Annotated in this window: 15 protein-coding genes and 1 tRNA gene; 1 reads left to right on the forward strand and 15 read right to left on the reverse strand. The window is 32.3% G+C overall.

Going from position 1 to position 17,085, the window contains the following annotated elements:
- Positions 1-110 precede the first annotated feature (110 nt).
- From ACFDSN_RS08505 to idi, 4 genes are all read right to left on the reverse strand, one after another.
- Positions 111-377, reverse strand: a complete 267-nt coding sequence (locus ACFDSN_RS08505) for a hypothetical protein (RefSeq protein ID WP_375239422.1) — start codon at positions 375-377, stop codon at positions 111-113.
- A 70-nt stretch (positions 378-447) separates the two neighbouring features.
- On the reverse strand, positions 448-1,416 hold the full coding sequence (locus tag ACFDSN_RS08510) for a type I phosphomannose isomerase catalytic subunit (protein ID WP_375239423.1): 969 nt from the start codon (positions 1,414-1,416) through the stop codon (positions 448-450).
- Position 1,417: 1 nt separating this feature from the next.
- Positions 1,418-1,825, reverse strand: coding sequence for a 6-pyruvoyl tetrahydropterin synthase family protein (locus ACFDSN_RS08515; RefSeq protein ID WP_375239424.1), 408 nt, complete (start codon positions 1,823-1,825; stop codon positions 1,418-1,420).
- A complete protein-coding gene (idi, locus tag ACFDSN_RS08520) occupies positions 1,806-2,345 on the reverse strand; it encodes an isopentenyl-diphosphate Delta-isomerase (protein ID WP_375239425.1) in 540 nt (179 codons plus the stop codon). The genes ACFDSN_RS08515 and idi overlap by 20 nt, the downstream gene beginning before the upstream one ends.
- Positions 2,346-2,527: 182 nt before the next feature.
- On the opposite strand from idi, the gene ACFDSN_RS08525 reads away from it, so the two are divergent.
- Positions 2,528-4,117 (forward strand): peptide chain release factor 3, encoded by a 1,590-nt coding sequence (locus ACFDSN_RS08525; protein ID WP_375239426.1) that lies wholly within the window; start codon positions 2,528-2,530, stop codon positions 4,115-4,117.
- Between the two features lie 65 nt (positions 4,118-4,182).
- On the opposite strand, the gene ACFDSN_RS08530 is transcribed toward ACFDSN_RS08525, so the two are convergent.
- From ACFDSN_RS08530 to tuf, 11 genes are all read right to left on the reverse strand, one after another.
- The gene (locus ACFDSN_RS08530) at positions 4,183-4,503 is read right to left on the reverse strand and encodes a DUF3467 domain-containing protein (RefSeq protein ID WP_375239427.1); all 321 of its coding nucleotides are present in this window, start codon (positions 4,501-4,503) and stop codon (positions 4,183-4,185) included.
- 146 nt (positions 4,504-4,649) lie between these two features.
- Entirely contained in the window at positions 4,650-8,951 is a 4,302-nt protein-coding gene (gene rpoC, locus ACFDSN_RS08535; protein ID WP_375239428.1) for a DNA-directed RNA polymerase subunit beta', read from the reverse strand.
- A 71-nt stretch (positions 8,952-9,022) separates the two neighbouring features.
- Positions 9,023-12,835, reverse strand: a complete 3,813-nt coding sequence (rpoB, locus tag ACFDSN_RS08540; RefSeq protein ID WP_375239429.1) for a DNA-directed RNA polymerase subunit beta — start codon at positions 12,833-12,835, stop codon at positions 9,023-9,025.
- Positions 12,836-12,958: 123 nt separating this feature from the next.
- Positions 12,959-13,330 carry a 50S ribosomal protein L7/L12 gene (rplL, locus tag ACFDSN_RS08545; RefSeq protein WP_375239430.1) on the reverse strand — a complete coding sequence of 124 codons (372 nt, stop codon included), beginning with the start codon at positions 13,328-13,330 and terminating at the stop codon, positions 12,959-12,961.
- A 64-nt stretch (positions 13,331-13,394) separates the two neighbouring features.
- Complete coding sequence (rplJ, locus tag ACFDSN_RS08550) at positions 13,395-13,910, reverse strand: 50S ribosomal protein L10 (RefSeq protein ID WP_375239431.1); 516 nt, start codon at positions 13,908-13,910, stop codon at positions 13,395-13,397.
- 16 nt (positions 13,911-13,926) lie between these two features.
- A complete protein-coding gene (gene rplA, locus ACFDSN_RS08555; protein WP_375239432.1) occupies positions 13,927-14,619 on the reverse strand; it encodes a 50S ribosomal protein L1 in 693 nt (230 codons plus the stop codon).
- A gap of 17 nt (positions 14,620-14,636) precedes the next feature.
- On the reverse strand, positions 14,637-15,074 hold the full coding sequence (rplK, locus tag ACFDSN_RS08560) for a 50S ribosomal protein L11 (RefSeq protein WP_375239433.1): 438 nt from the start codon (positions 15,072-15,074) through the stop codon (positions 14,637-14,639).
- A gap of 68 nt (positions 15,075-15,142) precedes the next feature.
- The gene (gene nusG / locus ACFDSN_RS08565) at positions 15,143-15,697 is read right to left on the reverse strand and encodes a transcription termination/antitermination protein NusG (protein WP_375239434.1); all 555 of its coding nucleotides are present in this window, start codon (positions 15,695-15,697) and stop codon (positions 15,143-15,145) included.
- Between the two features lie 5 nt (positions 15,698-15,702).
- The gene (secE, locus tag ACFDSN_RS08570) at positions 15,703-15,900 is read right to left on the reverse strand and encodes a preprotein translocase subunit SecE (RefSeq protein WP_375239435.1); all 198 of its coding nucleotides are present in this window, start codon (positions 15,898-15,900) and stop codon (positions 15,703-15,705) included.
- 63 nt (positions 15,901-15,963) lie between these two features.
- A tRNA-Trp gene (locus tag ACFDSN_RS08575) sits at positions 15,964-16,036 on the reverse strand.
- A 63-nt stretch (positions 16,037-16,099) separates the two neighbouring features.
- A partial coding sequence (tuf, locus tag ACFDSN_RS08580; protein WP_375239436.1) for an elongation factor Tu occupies positions 16,100-17,085 on the reverse strand: 986 nt, incomplete at its 5' end.

The raw sequence follows: 17,085 nt of genomic DNA on the forward strand, positions 1-17,085 counted from the left end.
CACGACCTGCTGATTACAAATCAGCTGCTCTAGCCAGCTGAGCTACATCGGCAAAACGGTTGCAAATTTAAAATGTTTTTCAACATTTGCAAACCTTTTATTACTTTTTTTTAAAGCGAATTAATCTTTTCTATTAAAGCCATTCCTTTAGTCTCTAAATCTTTATTGATTGCCTTAAAATGAGCTTTCTTATCTTCTACTTTTTTATCGTTTACTCTTACTATTAGTTCATCAAAAGTTACAATAGCTTCATCTATAATAGCTTCACTTTTAGTATTATTCTTATCTGAATTAGTATATTCCCATACATAAACAGCTTCAATAATATCTCCTAATACGTAATTAATGTCTTTTTTTAAATCTCTTTTATTTGCCATGATAATTTATTTTGAAATGCAAAAATAGTTTTTTATTCTTTATAAATATTATTTAATACAAAGTATTTAATTAAACATAAACTTCTAACAACTCTGCATTTTTAGATTCCAAACTAAAATTATTTATAGATGCAGGTATTAAAATTGTTTCACCTTTTTTTAGATTGTAATTAATTTGATTTACAGAAACTATAACTTCTCCAGACATACACATATAAACCAAAAAAGAATCAAATGTATTTTTCTTATTTAGGGTTGTATTTATTTTAATAAAATTAGTTGTAAAGTAATTACATGATTTTATTAAGTTAGATTTATTTTCTTTTTTAGAATAATCTAACTTATAGTCTTTAACCATAGAGAAATCTATAGCATCTAGAGCTTTATCTATATGTAATTCTCTTTTAGAGCCCTCAGTGTCTTCTCTATCCCAATCAAAAACACGATATGTTACATCGCTTGTCTGTTGTATTTCTGCCAATAATACTCCTGAACATATAGCGTGAATTCTGCCTACTTCTATAAAATAAGCATCTTGGTTATTTACTTTTTCAAAATTTAATATTTCAGGAAGTGTCTTACTTTCTAAATGATTTAAATAATCTTCTTTAGTAATATTATCCTTGAAGTCAATAATCAAATTTGAATCATTATCAGCTTGCATAATATACCACATCTCAGTTTTCCCAAAAGAATTATGTCTTTCTTTTGCTAACTCATCGTTAGGATGAAGTTGTACTGACAAATCTTTATGTGCATCAATAAACTTAATTAATAATGGAAATTTATCTCCAAATATTTTATAATTTTTATTACCAACTAATTCTTCTTTATATTTTTTTAAAAGACTAGAAAGAGATTTGTTTTTTAGTAATCCATTAGACACAATAGACACATCTTCTTCCACATCACTAACTTCCCAACTTTCTCCAATATTTGGTAAGTCACTTTTTTTATTTAAAACACGATGTAATTTTTGTCCTCCCCAAATTTTTTCTTTCAAAATTGGTTCAAACTTTAATGGGTATAATGAAATCATATTAGCCTGAATAGGTTACGAAGTTACGCGGTGTTTCATATAACACAACTTCTAAATCCAAATTAGAAGCCAATCTAGATTTTATTTTTTTATGAATAACAACTGCTATATTTTCTACTGTTGGATTTAAATTTTCAAACTCTGGCACATCAAGATTTAAGTTTTTATGATCAAATGCATCTTCTACTTCTTCTTTTATTATATTTTTTAAAATTTTGACATCTAAAACAAAACCTGTTTCAACATCTATCTCTCCTGTTACACTTGCAATTAACTCATAATTATGCCCATGATAATTTGGATTATTACACTTACCAAAAACACTATTATTTTTTTCCATAGACCAATCTTTCCTGTAAAGTCTATGTGCGGAATTAAAATGCGCTTTTCTACTTACTGTTACTCTCATTGGTTATGTTTATATAATCGTAAAATTTATCGAATATTATTTTAAACCAAGCTGTATAACTATCTGGATTTATAATAATATCATTTTTAACATCCTCAGTTCGCATCCATTTAAAAGCTTCAACTTCATTAGGGTTTATAATTGGGTCATTGTTATAATTACCAATTAATATATGATCTAATTCATGTTCGGTAAGTCCGTTTTCAAAAGGCGCTTTATATATAAACGAAGTTGTTTCCGTAAGTACTGCAGTAAATCCCATTTCTTCTTGCAAACGTCTTGTTCCTGCTTCTATATTAGATTCTCCTTCTCTTTGATGGCTACAACATGTATTTGTCCATAATCCAGGAGAATGATATTTACTTATTGCGCGCTGTTGTAAAAGCATTTCATTTTTATCATTAAAGATAAAAACTGAAAAAGCACGATGCAAAACTGCTTTTTCGTGTGCCTCCATTTTTGGCATTAAACCAATTTGCTCATCAAATTCGTTTACTAATATAACTTGTTCTTCTTTCATAATAATCTTAGCAATACAAATTTAAGAAATAGCAAACGGTAAATAATACATTTTAAGTAAATTTTATCTAGCTAAGGCATTAAAACTATTCAAAATACTAATTTAATAAAACTACTTTAATCTTTAATATATAGTGTAGTTGTTTAAAATTGAACTTATATATTTGCATAAAATTCTACTCCATGTCATTTATAGAAGAAATTAATCGCAGACGTACTTTTGGTATTATATCTCATCCAGATGCAGGTAAAACTACATTAACTGAAAAATTATTGTTATTTGGTGGAGCTATACAAGAAGCTGGCGCAGTAAAAAGTAATAAGATTAAAAAAGGAGCTACTAGTGATTTTATGGAAATAGAACGCCAACGTGGTATTTCTGTAGCAACATCTGTACTAGCTTTTGAATATAATGGCATTAAAGTAAATATTCTTGACACACCTGGTCATAAGGACTTTGCTGAAGATACTTTTAGAACTTTAACCGCTGTAGATAGTGTTATAGTTGTAATTGATGTAGCAAAAGGTGTTGAGGAACAAACCGAAAAATTAGTTGAAGTTTGTAGAATGCGAAACATACCTATGATTGTTTTTATAAACAAAATGGACCGTGAAGGAAAAGATGCGTTTGAACTTTTAGATGAAGTAGAACAGAAATTAGGTTTAAAAGTTTGTCCGCTAAGTTTTCCTATTGGAATGGGTTATGACTTTAAAGGGATTTATAATATTTGGGAAAAGAATATTAATCTTTTTAGTGGTGACAGCAGAAAAGATATAGAAGAAACTATAGAAATAGATGATTTAACTTCTAACAAATTAAATGAATTAATAGGAGATAAATCTGCAAACGAATTAAGAGAAGAAATAGAGTTAGTAGAAGGTATTTATCCAAAATTTAATCAAGAAGATTATCTAAATGGAGAACAGCAACCAGTCTTTTTTGGTTCTGCTTTAAATAACTTTGGAGTTAGAGAATTATTAGATTGTTTTGTGGAAATTGCTCCAAAACCAAGAGCTAAACAAAGTGATGAAAGACTTGTAAAACCTGATGAGAAAACATTTACAGGATTTGTTTTTAAAATACACGCCAACATGGATCCTAATCATAGAAATCGTTTAGCTTTCGTTAAGATTGTTTCTGGAGAATTTAAACGTAACGCACCTTATTTACATGTTAGAAACAATAAAAAAGTAAAATTCTCAAGTCCAAATGCTTTTTTTGCTGAGAAAAAAGAAATTGTAGATATATCATATCCAGGAGATATTGTTGGTTTACAAGATACCGGTGCTTTTAAAATTGGAGACACATTAACAGAAGGAGAAGTTCTTAACTACAAAGGTGTACCAAGTTTTTCTCCAGAGCACTTTAGATATATAAATAATGCAGATCCTTTAAAATCAAAACAACTATATAAAGGAATAGATCAATTAATGGATGAAGGTGTAGCTCAATTATTCACCTTAGAATTAAACGGAAGAAAAGTAATAGGTACTGTTGGAGCACTTCAATACGAAGTTATACAATATAGATTAGAGCATGAATATGGTGCAAAATGTACTTATGAAAATTTAAACGTTTTTAAAGCTTGCTGGGTTGAGGCAAAAGATCCTAAAAATTCTGAATTCAAAGAGTTCTTACAAGTAAAACAACGTTATTTAGCAAAAGATAAACATGGACAACTAGTCTTTTTAGCAGATTCATCATTTTCTTTACAAATGACTCAACAAAAATACCCAAGCATTATATTTCATTTAATTTCAGAATTTAAGTAAATAATAATACAAAAAAAGACTTTCTATATAAGAAAGTCTTTTTTTGTATTATTTAAATTGAAGTTTTATGCTTGACCTGTAGGTCCAAAATTTAATGGAATATTAGGTTGTTCAGAATCTTTAATTTCTCCGTGCTGCTTTTCGAAACGAACAACGTTTTCATTCAACGCTTTTAAGAAACGTTTAGCATGTTGTGGTGTTAATATAATCCTTGATTTAACTTTACTCTTTGGTGTTCCTGGCATAATCTTAACAAAGTCTACTACAAATTCTGATACAGAATGATTTATAATTGCTAAGTTAGAATAAACACCTTCAGCGGTTGCTTCATCTAACTCTATATTGATTTGTCCTTGCTTTGATTTTTTATCGTTATTATTTTCCATTTTATAAATTTATTTTTTCTTTTAAAATTAATGAGTATTAATTTCTTAATTCAAAAAAAAATCCTGTTTTACAAACAGGACTTTTTTATATAATCTATAATATTAATTAATTCAAATTTTTAAAGTTTTGAATTAAAAAGTCTTATTTAATTTAAATTAGCTTCTTGCTTTACTTTAAGCATTTCGTCAAATTCTTCTTTAGAACCAACTATAATCTTTTCATAAGAACGCATTCCTGTTCCTGCTGGTATTCTATGACCAACAATAACATTTTCCTTAAGACCTTCTAGAGTATCTATCTTACCAGCTACTGCTGCTTCGTTTAATACTTTAGTTGTTTCTTGGAATGATGCTGCAGATATAAACGATTTAGTCTGTAATGAAGCTCTTGTAATACCTTGTAAGATTGGTGTTGCTGTTGCTGGTCTTGCATCTCTTGCAACAACTAACTTTTTATCTTCACGTTTAAGTATTGAATTTTCATCACGTAATTGGAACGCAGTAATAATCTGACCTTCTTTTAAAGTAGAAGAATCTCCTGCATCTTCAACAACTTTCTTTCCGAAAATATCATCATTTTCTTCAATAAAGTCTGACTTATGACATAATTGGTCTTCTAAGAAAATAGTATCACCAGAGTCTATAACTCTAACTTTACGCATCATTTGTCTAACAACAACCTCAAAGTGCTTATCGTTAATTTTAACACCTTGTAAACGATAAACTTCTTGAACTTCGTTTACTAAGTATTGTTGTACAGCTGAAGGTCCTTTAATATTTAATATATCGTTTGGTGTTATTGAACCATCAGATAAAGGCATACCTGCCTTAATAAAGTCATTTTCTTGTACTAAAATCTGACTTGATAACTTAACTAAGTATTTCTTAATATCCCCTAATTTAGACTCAACAATAATCTCACGATTACCACGTTTAATTTTACCAAAAGACACTACTCCATCTACTGCACTAACTACAGCTGGATTAGAAGGGTTACGTGCTTCAAACAATTCTGTTACACGAGGTAGACCTCCAGTAATATCACCTGCCTTAGCAGATTTACGTGGAATCTTAACTAAAATCTTTCCTATTTCAACCTTTTCAGCATCATCAATCATTATATGCGCTCCAACTGGTAAGTTGTAAGAACGAATAGCTTCGCCTTTAGCATCTTCAATAATTAATGTTGGTATTAATTTTTTATTTCTTGATTCAGAGATTACTTTTTCTTGGAAACCAGTTTGTTCATCAATTTCAACTTGATAAGTAACTCCTTGTTCAAGATTCTCATAACGAACTTTACCAGCAAATTCAGAAACAATTACACCATTATATGGATCCCATGTACAAACTACATCGCCTTTAGTCAACTTATCTCCGTTTTTAACCAAAATAGTAGAACCGTAAGGTATATTGTTTGTGCTTAAGGTAATACCTGTTTTCTTATCAGTAAGCTTTAATTCTGATGTTCTAGAAATAACAACATCTATTTCATTACCGTCATTATCTTTAGACTTAACAGTCTTAAGATCTTCAATTTCTGCAACTCCATTAAAACGAACTTCTAATTTATTATCTTCAGAAATATTACCAGCAATACCACCTACGTGGAATGTACGTAATGTTAACTGAGTTCCTGGCTCACCAATAGATTGAGCAGCTACAACACCAACAGCTTCACCTCTTTGCACCATTTTATTGGTAGCAAGGTTACGACCGTAACATTGAGCACAAATCCCTTTTTTAGCTTCGCAAGTTAATGGAGAACGAACTTCTACAGAATCTACAGAAGAGTCTTCAATACGCTTTGCAATAACATCATCAATTAACTGACCTTCTTCTGCTAGGATTTCTTCAGAAACAACATCATAAACATCGTTTAATGAAATACGTCCAACAATACGATCTTGTAGTTTCTCAACAACTTCATCATTTTTCTTTAAAGCTGAAACTTCTACACCTCTTAAAGTACCACAATCAACACTATTTACAATAACATCTTGTGATACATCTACTAAACGACGTGTTAAATAACCTGCATCGGCAGTTTTTAATGCTGTATCGGCAAGACCTTTACGAGCACCGTGAGTAGAAATAAAGTATTCTAAAATTGAAAGTCCTTCTTTAAAGTTAGAAAGAATTGGATTTTCAATAATTGATCCTCCACCAGCTGTAGATTTTTTAGGCTTAGCCATTAATCCACGCATACCTGTTAACTGGCGAATCTGTTCTTTAGATCCACGAGCTCCAGAATCAAGCATCATATATACTGAGTTAAATCCTTGTTGATCTTCACGAATACGTTTCATTGACAATTCTGTCAACTCTGCATTTGTAGAAGTCCAAATATCAATAACCTGGTTATAACGTTCATTATTAGTAATAAGTCCCATATTATAGTTTCCAGTAATCCCGTCAACTTTAACATTTGCAGCATCAATCATAGATTGTTTTTCTGGTGGGATAATAATATCTCCTAAACTAAACGATAATCCACCTTTAAAGGCGAAATTATATCCTAACGTTTTAATACTATCTAAGAAATCAGCTGTTTCTGGAACAGAAGTCACTTTTAAAATATCACCAATAATATCTCTTAAAGATTTCTTAGTTAATACTTCATTTATATAACCAGCTACTTCAGGTACATTTTCATTGAAAAGTACACGACCAACGGTTGTCTCTATAATTTGATAAACCAATTCCCCTTCTTCATTAAAGTCTTTTGCTCTTACTTTAATAGGTGCGTTTAAGTCCACTTTTTGCTCGTTATAAGCAATGTTTACTTCTTCTGCAGAATAGAAAGTTAATCCTTCTCCTTTAATAATTAAATCTTTAGTAGAACGACGTAATTTAGTCATATAATAAAGACCTAGCACCATATCCTGAGAAGGTACAGTTACTGGAGCACCATTTGCTGGATTTAAGATATTGTGAGATGCTAACATTAACATTTGCGCCTCAAGAATAGCCTCTGGTCCTAATGGTAAGTGAACAGCCATTTGATCTCCATCAAAATCTGCATTAAAAGCCGCACAAGCTAATGGGTGAAGTTGAATAGCTTTACCTTCTATTAACTTAGGCTGAAATGCTTGTATACCTAAACGGTGAAGCGTAGGAGCACGATTTAAAAGAACTGGATGTCCTTTTAAAACATTCTCTAAAATATCCCAAACTACAGGTTCTTTTTTATCTATAATTTTTTTAGCAGATTTTACCGTTTTAACGATACCTCTTTCTATTAACTTACGAATAACAAAAGGCTTGTATAATTCGGCTGCCATATTTTTAGGCAATCCACATTCAAATAATCTTAATTCTGGTCCAACAACAATTACAGAACGTGCTGAATAATCTACACGCTTACCAAGTAAGTTCTGACGAAAACGTCCTTGTTTTCCTTTTAATGAATCTGATAATGATTTTAATGGTCTATTAGAATCCGTTTTTACAGCTGATGATTTACGTGTGTTATCTAATAAAGAATCTACAGATTCTTGTAACATACGCTTCTCATTACGCAAAATAACTTCTGGTGCTTTAATTTCAACTAAACGTTTTAAACGATTGTTACGAATAATAACACGACGGTATAAATCATTTAAGTCTGATGTTGCAAAACGACCACCATCTAAAGGCACTAAAGGTCTTAATTCTGGTGGGATAATTGGAACAACTTTTAAAATCATCCATTCTGGACGATTCTCTCTATGTTCGTTAGATTCACGAATGGCTTGTACAACTTGTAAGCGTTTTAACGCTTCTGTTTTACGTTGCTTAGATGTTTCTGTATTTGCTTTATGTCTTAATTCATAAGATAACGCATCTAAATCGATACGAGATAACAAATCAATTAAACATTCAGCTCCCATTTTGGCAATAAACTTATTTGGGTCTTCATCATCTAAGTATTGGTTTTCAACACCAATAGCTTCAGCAATATCTAAATACTCTTCTTCTGTTAAGAAGTCCATTTTTTGTAATGGTTCTCCTTCTGCATTTTTAGCAGTACCAGCTTGAATTACTACGTAACGTTCGTAGTAAATAATCATATCTAATTTCTTAGATGGTAATCCTAATAAATATCCTATTTTGTTTGGTAAAGAACGGAAATACCAAATGTGCGCCACAGGAACTACTAAATTAATATGTCCAACGCGGTCACGACGTACTTTCTTTTCTGTTACCTCTACACCACAACGGTCACAAACTATACCTTTGTAGCGAATTCTTTTATATTTACCACAAGCACATTCGTAGTCTTTTACAGGACCAAAAATACGCTCACAGAATAAACCATCTCTTTCTGGTTTATGTGTACGATAATTAATAGTTTCAGGCTTTAAAACTTCACCTCTAGATTCTGCTAAGATAGATTCTGGTGATGCTAAACCAATAGAAATATTATTAAACTTCTGTACTGTATTGTTATCTTGTTTTCTTGCCATTTCTTTATAGTTTTCAGTATTCAGTATTCAGTCGCAGTAATTACTGCTGACTGAATACTGTAAACTATTTTTTACTGCTCTAATCTAATATCTAATGCTAAACCTTTTAATTCGTGCATAAGTACGTTAAAAGATTCAGGTAATCCTGGTTCTGGCATTGGCTCACCTTTTACGATAGCTTCGTAAGTTTTTGCTCTACCAATAACATCATCCGATTTTACTGTAAGAATTTCTCTTAGTGTTGCAGATGCTCCATAAGCCTCTAAAGCCCAAACTTCCATTTCTCCAAAACGCTGACCTCCAAATTGTGCTTTACCACCTAAAGGTTGTTGTGTTATAAGAGAATATGGTCCAATAGAACGAGCATGCATCTTATCATCAACCATATGCCCAAGTTTTAGCATATAAATCACACCAACAGTTGCTGGTTGATCAAAACGTTGTCCTGTTCCACCATCGTATAAATACGTATGTCCGTAACGCGGAATACCTGCTTCGTCTGTTAATTCATTTATTTCATCTATAGTAGCTCCATCAAAAATTGGTGTAGCAAAAGTACGACCTAAGTCTTGTCCTGCCCATCCTAAAACAGTTTCATAAATCTGTCCAATATTCATACGAGATGGAACACCTAATGGATTTAGAACGATATCAACCGGAGTTCCATCTTCTAAGAAAGGCATATCTTCTTGACGAACAATACGTGCAACAATACCTTTGTTACCGTGACGACCAGCCATTTTATCTCCAACTTTCAGTTTACGCTTTTTAGCTACATAAACTTTAGCTAATTTTATAATTCCTGCAGGTAACTCATCACCTACAGATATTGTAAATTTCTCACGTCTTAAAGAACCTTGTAAATCGTTTTCTTTAATTTTATAGTTATGAATTAATTCAATAACTAGATTATTTGTATGCTCATCTGTAGTCCAAGTTCCGCTAGTTAAATGTGTATAATCATCGACTGCGTTTAACATTTTCAAAGTGAATTTCTTACCTTTTGGTAGTACTTCTTCACCTAAATCATTAAAAATACCTTGAGAAGTTTTTCCATTAACAATAGAGAATAACTTTTCAACTAAACGTTCTTGTAATTCTGAAAACTTAACATGGTAAGAAGATTCTAATTTAGAAATATCTTCTTTATCCTGAGCTCTCTTTCTTTTATCTTTTACTGCACGAGAAAATAACTTCTTGTTAATAACAACTCCATGTAATGAAGGTGATGCTTTTAAAGATGCATCTTTAACATCTCCAGCTTTATCACCAAAAATAGCACGAAGTAATTTTTCTTCAGGTGTTGGATCAGATTCTCCTTTTGGTGTAATTTTTCCAATTAAAATATCACCAGGTTTAACCTCTGCACCAATACGAATCATTCCATTTTCATCAAGGTCTTTTGTTGCCTCTTCAGAAACATTAGGAATATCGTTAGTTAACTCTTCGTTACCTAATTTTGTATCTCTTACATCTAAAGAATATTCATCAATATGAATAGACGTAAATATATCTTCACGCACAACTTTTTCAGATATTACAATAGCATCCTCAAAATTATAACCTTTCCAAGGCATAAAAGCAACTTTCATATTACGACCTAAAGCTAATTCACCTTTTTGGGTTGCATAACCTTCAGATAGTACTTGGCCTTTAACAACCTTATCACCTTTTTTAACAAGAGGCGTTAAATTAATAGAAGTTCCTTGATTCGTCTTTCTGAATTTAACTAAAGGATATGTTTTAACATCACTATCAAAACTCACCTTAGCATCATCTTCAGTTCTTTCGTATTTAATAACAATTTCATTTGCATCAACATACTCTATAACACCATTACCTTCTGCGTTAACCAATACACGAGAATCAGAAGCTACTTGTTTTTCAAGACCTGTTCCTACAATTGGAGCCTGAGGTCTTAATAAAGGTACTGCCTGACGCATCATGTTAGACCCCATTAATGCACGATTGGCATCATCATGTTCCAAAAATGGAATTAAAGATGCAGAGATTGAAGAGATTTGGTTTGGTGCTACATCTGTATAATGAATCTCCTTAGGGTCAATAACAGGGAAATCACCTTCCATACGAGCAATAACTTTGTCGTGTAGAATCTTTCCACTATCATTAACTTTTACGGTAGCTTGAGCAATTAATTTATCTTCTTCCTCTTCTGCACTTAAGTAAGTAGGTGTATTTGAAATATCAACTACTCCATCTGTTACTTTTCTATAAGGAGTTTCAATGAACCCCATAGAATTTACTTTAGCATAAACAGATAATGATGAAATTAATCCAATATTCGGTCCTTCAGGAGTTTCAATTGGACAAAGCCTTCCATAATGTGTATAGTGAACATCACGAACCTCAAATCCTGCTCTTTCTCTAGACAAACCTCCAGGTCCTAAAGCGGACAAACGACGTTTGTGAGTAATTTCAGCTAATGGATTGGTTTGATCCATAAACTGAGATAATTGATTTGTCCCAAAGAAAGAATTAATTACAGACGACAAAGTCTTTGCATTAATTAAATCTATTGGTGTAAAAACTTCGTTATCACGAACATTCATACGCTCACGAATAGTACGAGCCATACGAGCTAAACCAACACCAAACTGAGAAGATAATTGCTCTCCAACTGTACGTACACGACGGTTAGATAAGTGATCAATATCATCAATTTCAGCTTTAGAATTGATTAATTCAATTAAATATTTTATAATAGTTATAATATCTTCTTTGGTAAGCACTTGCTTATCCATACCAATATCTAACTGCAATTTTTTATTCATTCTATAACGTCCAACTTCTCCTAAAGAATAACGTTGATCACTAAAGAATAACTTATCTATAATACCACGTGCTGTCTCCTCATCTGGCGGCTCAGCATTACGTAATTGTCTATAGATATGTTCTACCGCTTCTTTTTCTGAATTGGTAGGATCTTTTTGAAGTGTATTATGAATAATAGCATAATCACCTTGTTGAGCAGCCTCTTTATGAAGTAAAACAGTTTTTACACCAATTTCAAGAATCTCCTCAATATTTTCTTTATCTAATTCTGTATCACGGTCTAAAACAATTTCGTTACGTTCTATAGAGACTACTTCACCAGTATCTTCATCAACGAAATCTTCATGCCATGTATTTAAAACACGAGCAGCAAGTTTACGGCCTATGTATTTTTTTAAACCTGTTTTAGAAACTTTAATTTCTTCGGCTAGATCAAAAATTTCTAAAATATCTTTATCTCTTTCGAACCCAATTGCTCTAAATAAAGTTGTAACAGGAAGCTTTTTCTTTCTGTCGATGTAAGCATACATCACTTGATTGATATCTGTAGCAAATTCAATCCAAGATCCTTTAAAAGGAATAACTCTTGCAGAATATAATTTTGTTCCATTTGCATGAAAAGATTGTCCAAAGAACACACCTGGAGAACGATGTAATTGAGATACTACAACACGCTCAGCACCATTAATACAAAATGTACCTGAAGGTGTCATATAAGGAATTGTTCCTAAGTAAACATCTTGAACAATAGTCTCAAAATCTTCATGTTCAGGATCCGTACAATATAATTTTAATCGTGCTTTAAGTGGCACACTATAAGTTAAACCTCTTTCAATACACTCATTAATATGGTACCTAGGTGGATCAACAAAATAGTCTAAAAATTCTAATACGAATTGGTTACGTGTATCTGTAATTGGAAAGTTTTCCATGAAGGTATTATAAAGACCTTCATTGCCTCTTTCATCAGATTTTGTTTCTAACTGGAAAAAATCCTGGAAGGATTTTATCTGAATATCCATAAAATCAGGATATTCTGTTCTATTTATAATAGAAGAGAAATTTAATCTTTCAGCTTGTGTTACTAACATCAATGGACGAAATTTTGATTAAAAAAAAGTAATTTATATAGTATTTAACTATATACGACAAATGGTTTAGGTCTTAGAGACAACTCTCCAGACCTAAACCTTTGTAAAAATTATGTGGTAAGCTTACTTAAGCTCAACCTCTGCTCCAGCTTCTTCTAACTGAGCTTTTAAAGCTTCTGCTTCATCTTTAGAAACAGCTTCTTTAATGTTACTTGGAGTATCATCAACTAATCCTTTAGCTTCTTTTAAACCTAAACCAGTTAATTCCTTAACTAATTTTACAACCGCTAATTTAGATCCTCCTGCAGCTTTTAATACTACATCAAATTCACTCTTTTCTTCAGCAGCATCAGCACCACCAGCAGCAGGTCCAGCTACTACAGCAGCTGCTGCAGGCTCAATACCATACTCATCTTTTAATATAGTTGCTAATTCATTAACTTCTTTAACTGATAAGTTAACTAATTGTTCTGCGAAATCTTTTAATTCTGCCATTTTTCTACCGTTTTAATTTTTTAATTTATTTTAATTGTAAAGTGCGTTAGCTCTATGTGTTATCTTATTTTTCAGATAACGTTTTAATAATACCTGCAAGTTTACCACCACTAGATTGAAGTGCTGATATAACATTTTTAGCAGGAGATTGAAGTAATCCAATAATATCTCCAAGTAATTCCTCACGAGATTTTATGTTTACTAATGTATCCAATTGATCATCTCCAAGATAAACAGCTTCTTCAATAAAAGCACCTTTTAAAAGTGGCTTATCTGCCTTCTTACGAAATTCTTTAATAATCTTAGCTGGAGCATTTCCAGTCTCAGAATACATAATAGATGTATTACCTTTTAAAACAGATGCAAGATCTCCATAATCTTTATCTGAAGCTTCCATAGCTTTCTCTAAAAGGGTATTCTTAATTACTGATAATTTAACGTTAGCTTTAAAACAAGCGCGACGTAAATTAGATGTATTAACTGCATTTAAACCTGAGATATCAGCTAAATAAAAATTAGCATTTGATCCTAAATCTACAGTTAAGTCTTTAATTACTTGTGATTTTTCTTCTCTTGTCATAATAAAAGTATTTTAACTATAAACCTATTTTAACATCAACAGCAATACTAGGACTCATAGTACTAGACATGAAAATACTTTTCACATAAACACCTTTAGATGCAGTTGGTTTAAGTTTAATTAATGTTGTTAATAATTCATTTGCGTTCTCTTGGATTTTATCAGCACTAAAAGATACTTTTCCAATTGCCGCATGAACAATTCCAGTTTTATCAACTTTAAAGTCGATTTTACCAGCTTTAACTTCAGTTACTGCCTTAGCAATATCCATAGTTACAGTACCTGTTTTAGGGTTAGGCATTAAACCACGAGGACCTAATACACGTCCTAAAGGACCTAATTTACCCATAACACTTGGCATAGTGATAATTACATCAACATCTGTCCAACCGCTCTTTATTTTATCTAAATATTCATTTAGTCCAACATAATCAGCACCAGCTTCTTTTGCTTCTGCTTCTTTATCTGGAGTAACTAATGCTAAAACCTTAACATCCTTACCTGTACCATGAGGAAGAGATACAACGCCTCTAACCATTTGATTAGCTTTCCTAGGATCTACTCCTAAACGAATTGCTAAATCTACAGATGCATCAAACTTAGCATTCGTAATTTCTTTTACTAATGCTGAAGCTTCATTTAAAGAATAAACTTTATCCTTTTCAATCTTAGCTACAGCTTCTTTTTGTTTTTTAGTTAATCTTGCCATCTTTAATTTTTTGTAGATTAATTTGGTCCATTACCAGTTACTGTAATACCCATTGATCTTGCAGTACCAGCAATCATCTTCATAGCAGATTCAATTGTAAATGCATTTAAATCTACCATTTTGTCTTCTGCGATAGTTTTTACTTGATCCCAAGATACTTTAGCTACTTTTTTTCGGTTTGGTTCACCTGATCCACTCTTAATTTTGGCCGCTTCTAATAATTGTACAGCTGCGGGAGGTGTCTTAATAAGAAAGTCAAAAGACTTATCCTTATAAACAGATATTACAACTGGTAAAACCTTACCGGCTTTATCCTGAGTTCTAGCATTAAACTGCTTACAAAACTCCATAATATTAACTCCAGCAGCTCCTAAAGCGGGTCCAACCGGTGGCGACGGATTCGCTGCACCTCCCCTTACTTGTAACTTAACTACTTTACCTAATTCTTTTGCCATTTTAAATAATTTAGTTGATTATAATTAATTTTGGAAGCCTAATTACAATCATTTATATGTAACAATTATTAAATTTTCTCTACCTGCATATAACTTAGTTCCAATGGTGTTTTTCTTCCGAAAATTTTAACCATCACCTCTAACTTACGCTTTTCTTCATTTATATTCTCTACAACACCATCAAAACCATTAAACGGCCCATCTATAACTTTAACAGTTTCTCCTGTTGTAAAAGGAATTACAACACTTGAATTAGTATCTACTGTAAGCTCATCTACTTTACCAAGCATCCTATTTACTTCAGATTGTCTTAACGGCAAAGGATCTCCTCCTTTAGTTGCCCCTAAAAAACCTATAACGTTAGTGATACCTTTAATTATATGAGGAATCTCACCTGAAAGATTAGCCTTAATCATAATGTAACCACTAAAGTAAACTTTTTCTTTCTGTATTTTTTTACCATTTCTAATTTGAACGACATTCTCGGTAGGAACTAAAACTTGTTCTACATAATCCTGTAAACCTAAACGATTTATTTCATTCTCAATATAGGTTTTTATCTTATGCTCTTGACCACTAACAGCTCTTACAACATACCATTTTTTATCAGTAACTTCCGCCATAATTATTAACCGTTAATTAGATTAAAATACTCACCAATCAACTTACTAAAAACAGTATCAACACCCCAAATAGCAAGAGAAAATAATATGGTAAAAACAACTACTATTATAGTTAATTTTTGAGCTTCAGGCCAAGGCGTCCAAGACACATTATTCTTTAATTCTCCGAAAGACTCTTTTATATAATTTGCTACACTTGCCATTGTTTAAAATACTTTTTAATTATGATCTAAAAAATGCTTCTATAAATCAATTTCACTTTTATGCACGGGCGGAGAGACTCGAACTCCCGACACCTGGTTTTGGAGACCAGTGCTCTACCAACTGAGCTACGCCCGTAAATATAAGCTAAGGTGTTACGCAAAACGCAACACCTTAAACCTATTATTTATAAACTTTTAATTAGTCTAAAATCTCAGTTACCTGACCAGCTCCAACAGTTCTACCTCCTTCACGGATAGCAAAACGTAAACCAATATTTAATGCGATAGGCTGAATTAAGTCAACATGAATCGTTAAGTTATCCCCTGGCATAACCATCTCAACGCCATCAGGTAAAGCAATATTTCCTGTTACATCAGTTGTACGCACATAAAACTGAGGACGGTAGTTATTATGGAATGGCGTATGACGCCCACCTTCTTCTTTTTTAAGAATATAAACCTCCGCTTTAAATTTAGCATGAGGGGTTACAGAACCTGGCTTACAGATTACCATACCTCTTGAAATTTGAGATTTTTCAATACCTCTTAACAAGATACCAGCGTTATCACCAGCTTCACCTCTATCTAATATCTGACGGAACATCTCAATTCCTGTAATAGTAGAAGTCAATTTTTCAGCACCCATACCAATAATCTCAACAGGATCTCCAGTATTAGCAATTCCAGTCTCTATACGACCAGTTGCAACAGTACCACGACCTGTAATAGAGAATACATCTTCAATAGGCATTAAGAAATCCTTATCAACCTCTCTCAAAGGCTCTTCAATCCAAGCATCAACTTGCGCCATAAGCTCCATTACTGTGTCAACCCATTTTTGCTCACCATTAAGTGCACCAAGAGCCGAACCAGAAACCACAGGCCCATTATCACCATCATACTCATAGAACGATAATAAATCTCTAACCTCCATATCAACAAGCTCTAAAAGCTCCTCATCATCAACCATATCAACTTTATTCAAGAAAACAACCATACGAGGAATTCCTACTTGACGACCTAATAATATATGCTCACGAGTTTGTGGCATTGGACCATCGGTTGCCGCAACAACTAAAATAGCACCATCCATTTGAGCAGCACCAGTTACCATATTCTTTACGTAATCGGCGTGACCTGGACAGTCAACGTGAGCGTAATGACGATTTGCTGTTGCGTACTCTA

This window comes from Aurantibacter sp. (assembly GCF_042094015.1).
GTDB lineage: Bacteria > Bacteroidota > Bacteroidia > Flavobacteriales > Flavobacteriaceae > Aurantibacter.

Excerpts from the sequence above, each read along its gene's own strand:
- rplL (WP_375239430.1), bottom strand. The coding sequence starts at position 13,330 with ATGGCAGAATTAAAAGATTTCGCAGAACAATTAGTTAACTTATCAGTT.
- rplA (WP_375239432.1), bottom strand. The coding sequence starts at position 14,619 with ATGGCAAGATTAACTAAAAAACAAAAAGAAGCTGTAGCTAAGATTGAA.
- rplJ (WP_375239431.1), bottom strand. The coding sequence starts at position 13,910 with ATGACAAGAGAAGAAAAATCACAAGTAATTAAAGACTTAACTGTAGAT.
- ACFDSN_RS08515 (WP_375239424.1), bottom strand. The coding sequence starts at position 1,825 with ATGAGAGTAACAGTAAGTAGAAAAGCGCATTTTAATTCCGCACATAGA.
- rpoB (WP_375239429.1), bottom strand. The coding sequence starts at position 12,835 with ATGTTAGTAACACAAGCTGAAAGATTAAATTTCTCTTCTATTATAAAT.
- ACFDSN_RS08505 (WP_375239422.1), bottom strand. The coding sequence starts at position 377 with ATGGCAAATAAAAGAGATTTAAAAAAAGACATTAATTACGTATTAGGA.
- secE (WP_375239435.1), bottom strand. The coding sequence starts at position 15,900 with ATGGCAAGTGTAGCAAATTATATAAAAGAGTCTTTCGGAGAATTAAAG.
- ACFDSN_RS08510 (WP_375239423.1), bottom strand. The coding sequence starts at position 1,416 with ATGATTTCATTATACCCATTAAAGTTTGAACCAATTTTGAAAGAAAAA.
- ACFDSN_RS08525 (WP_375239426.1), top strand. The coding sequence starts at position 2,528 with ATGTCATTTATAGAAGAAATTAATCGCAGACGTACTTTTGGTATTATA.
- rpoC (WP_375239428.1), bottom strand. The coding sequence starts at position 8,951 with ATGGCAAGAAAACAAGATAACAATACAGTACAGAAGTTTAATAATATT.
- nusG (WP_375239434.1), bottom strand. The coding sequence starts at position 15,697 with ATGGCGGAAGTTACTGATAAAAAATGGTATGTTGTAAGAGCTGTTAGT.
- rplK (WP_375239433.1), bottom strand. The coding sequence starts at position 15,074 with ATGGCAAAAGAATTAGGTAAAGTAGTTAAGTTACAAGTAAGGGGAGGT.
- idi (WP_375239425.1), bottom strand. The coding sequence starts at position 2,345 with ATGAAAGAAGAACAAGTTATATTAGTAAACGAATTTGATGAGCAAATT.
- ACFDSN_RS08530 (WP_375239427.1), bottom strand. The coding sequence starts at position 4,503 with ATGGAAAATAATAACGATAAAAAATCAAAGCAAGGACAAATCAATATA.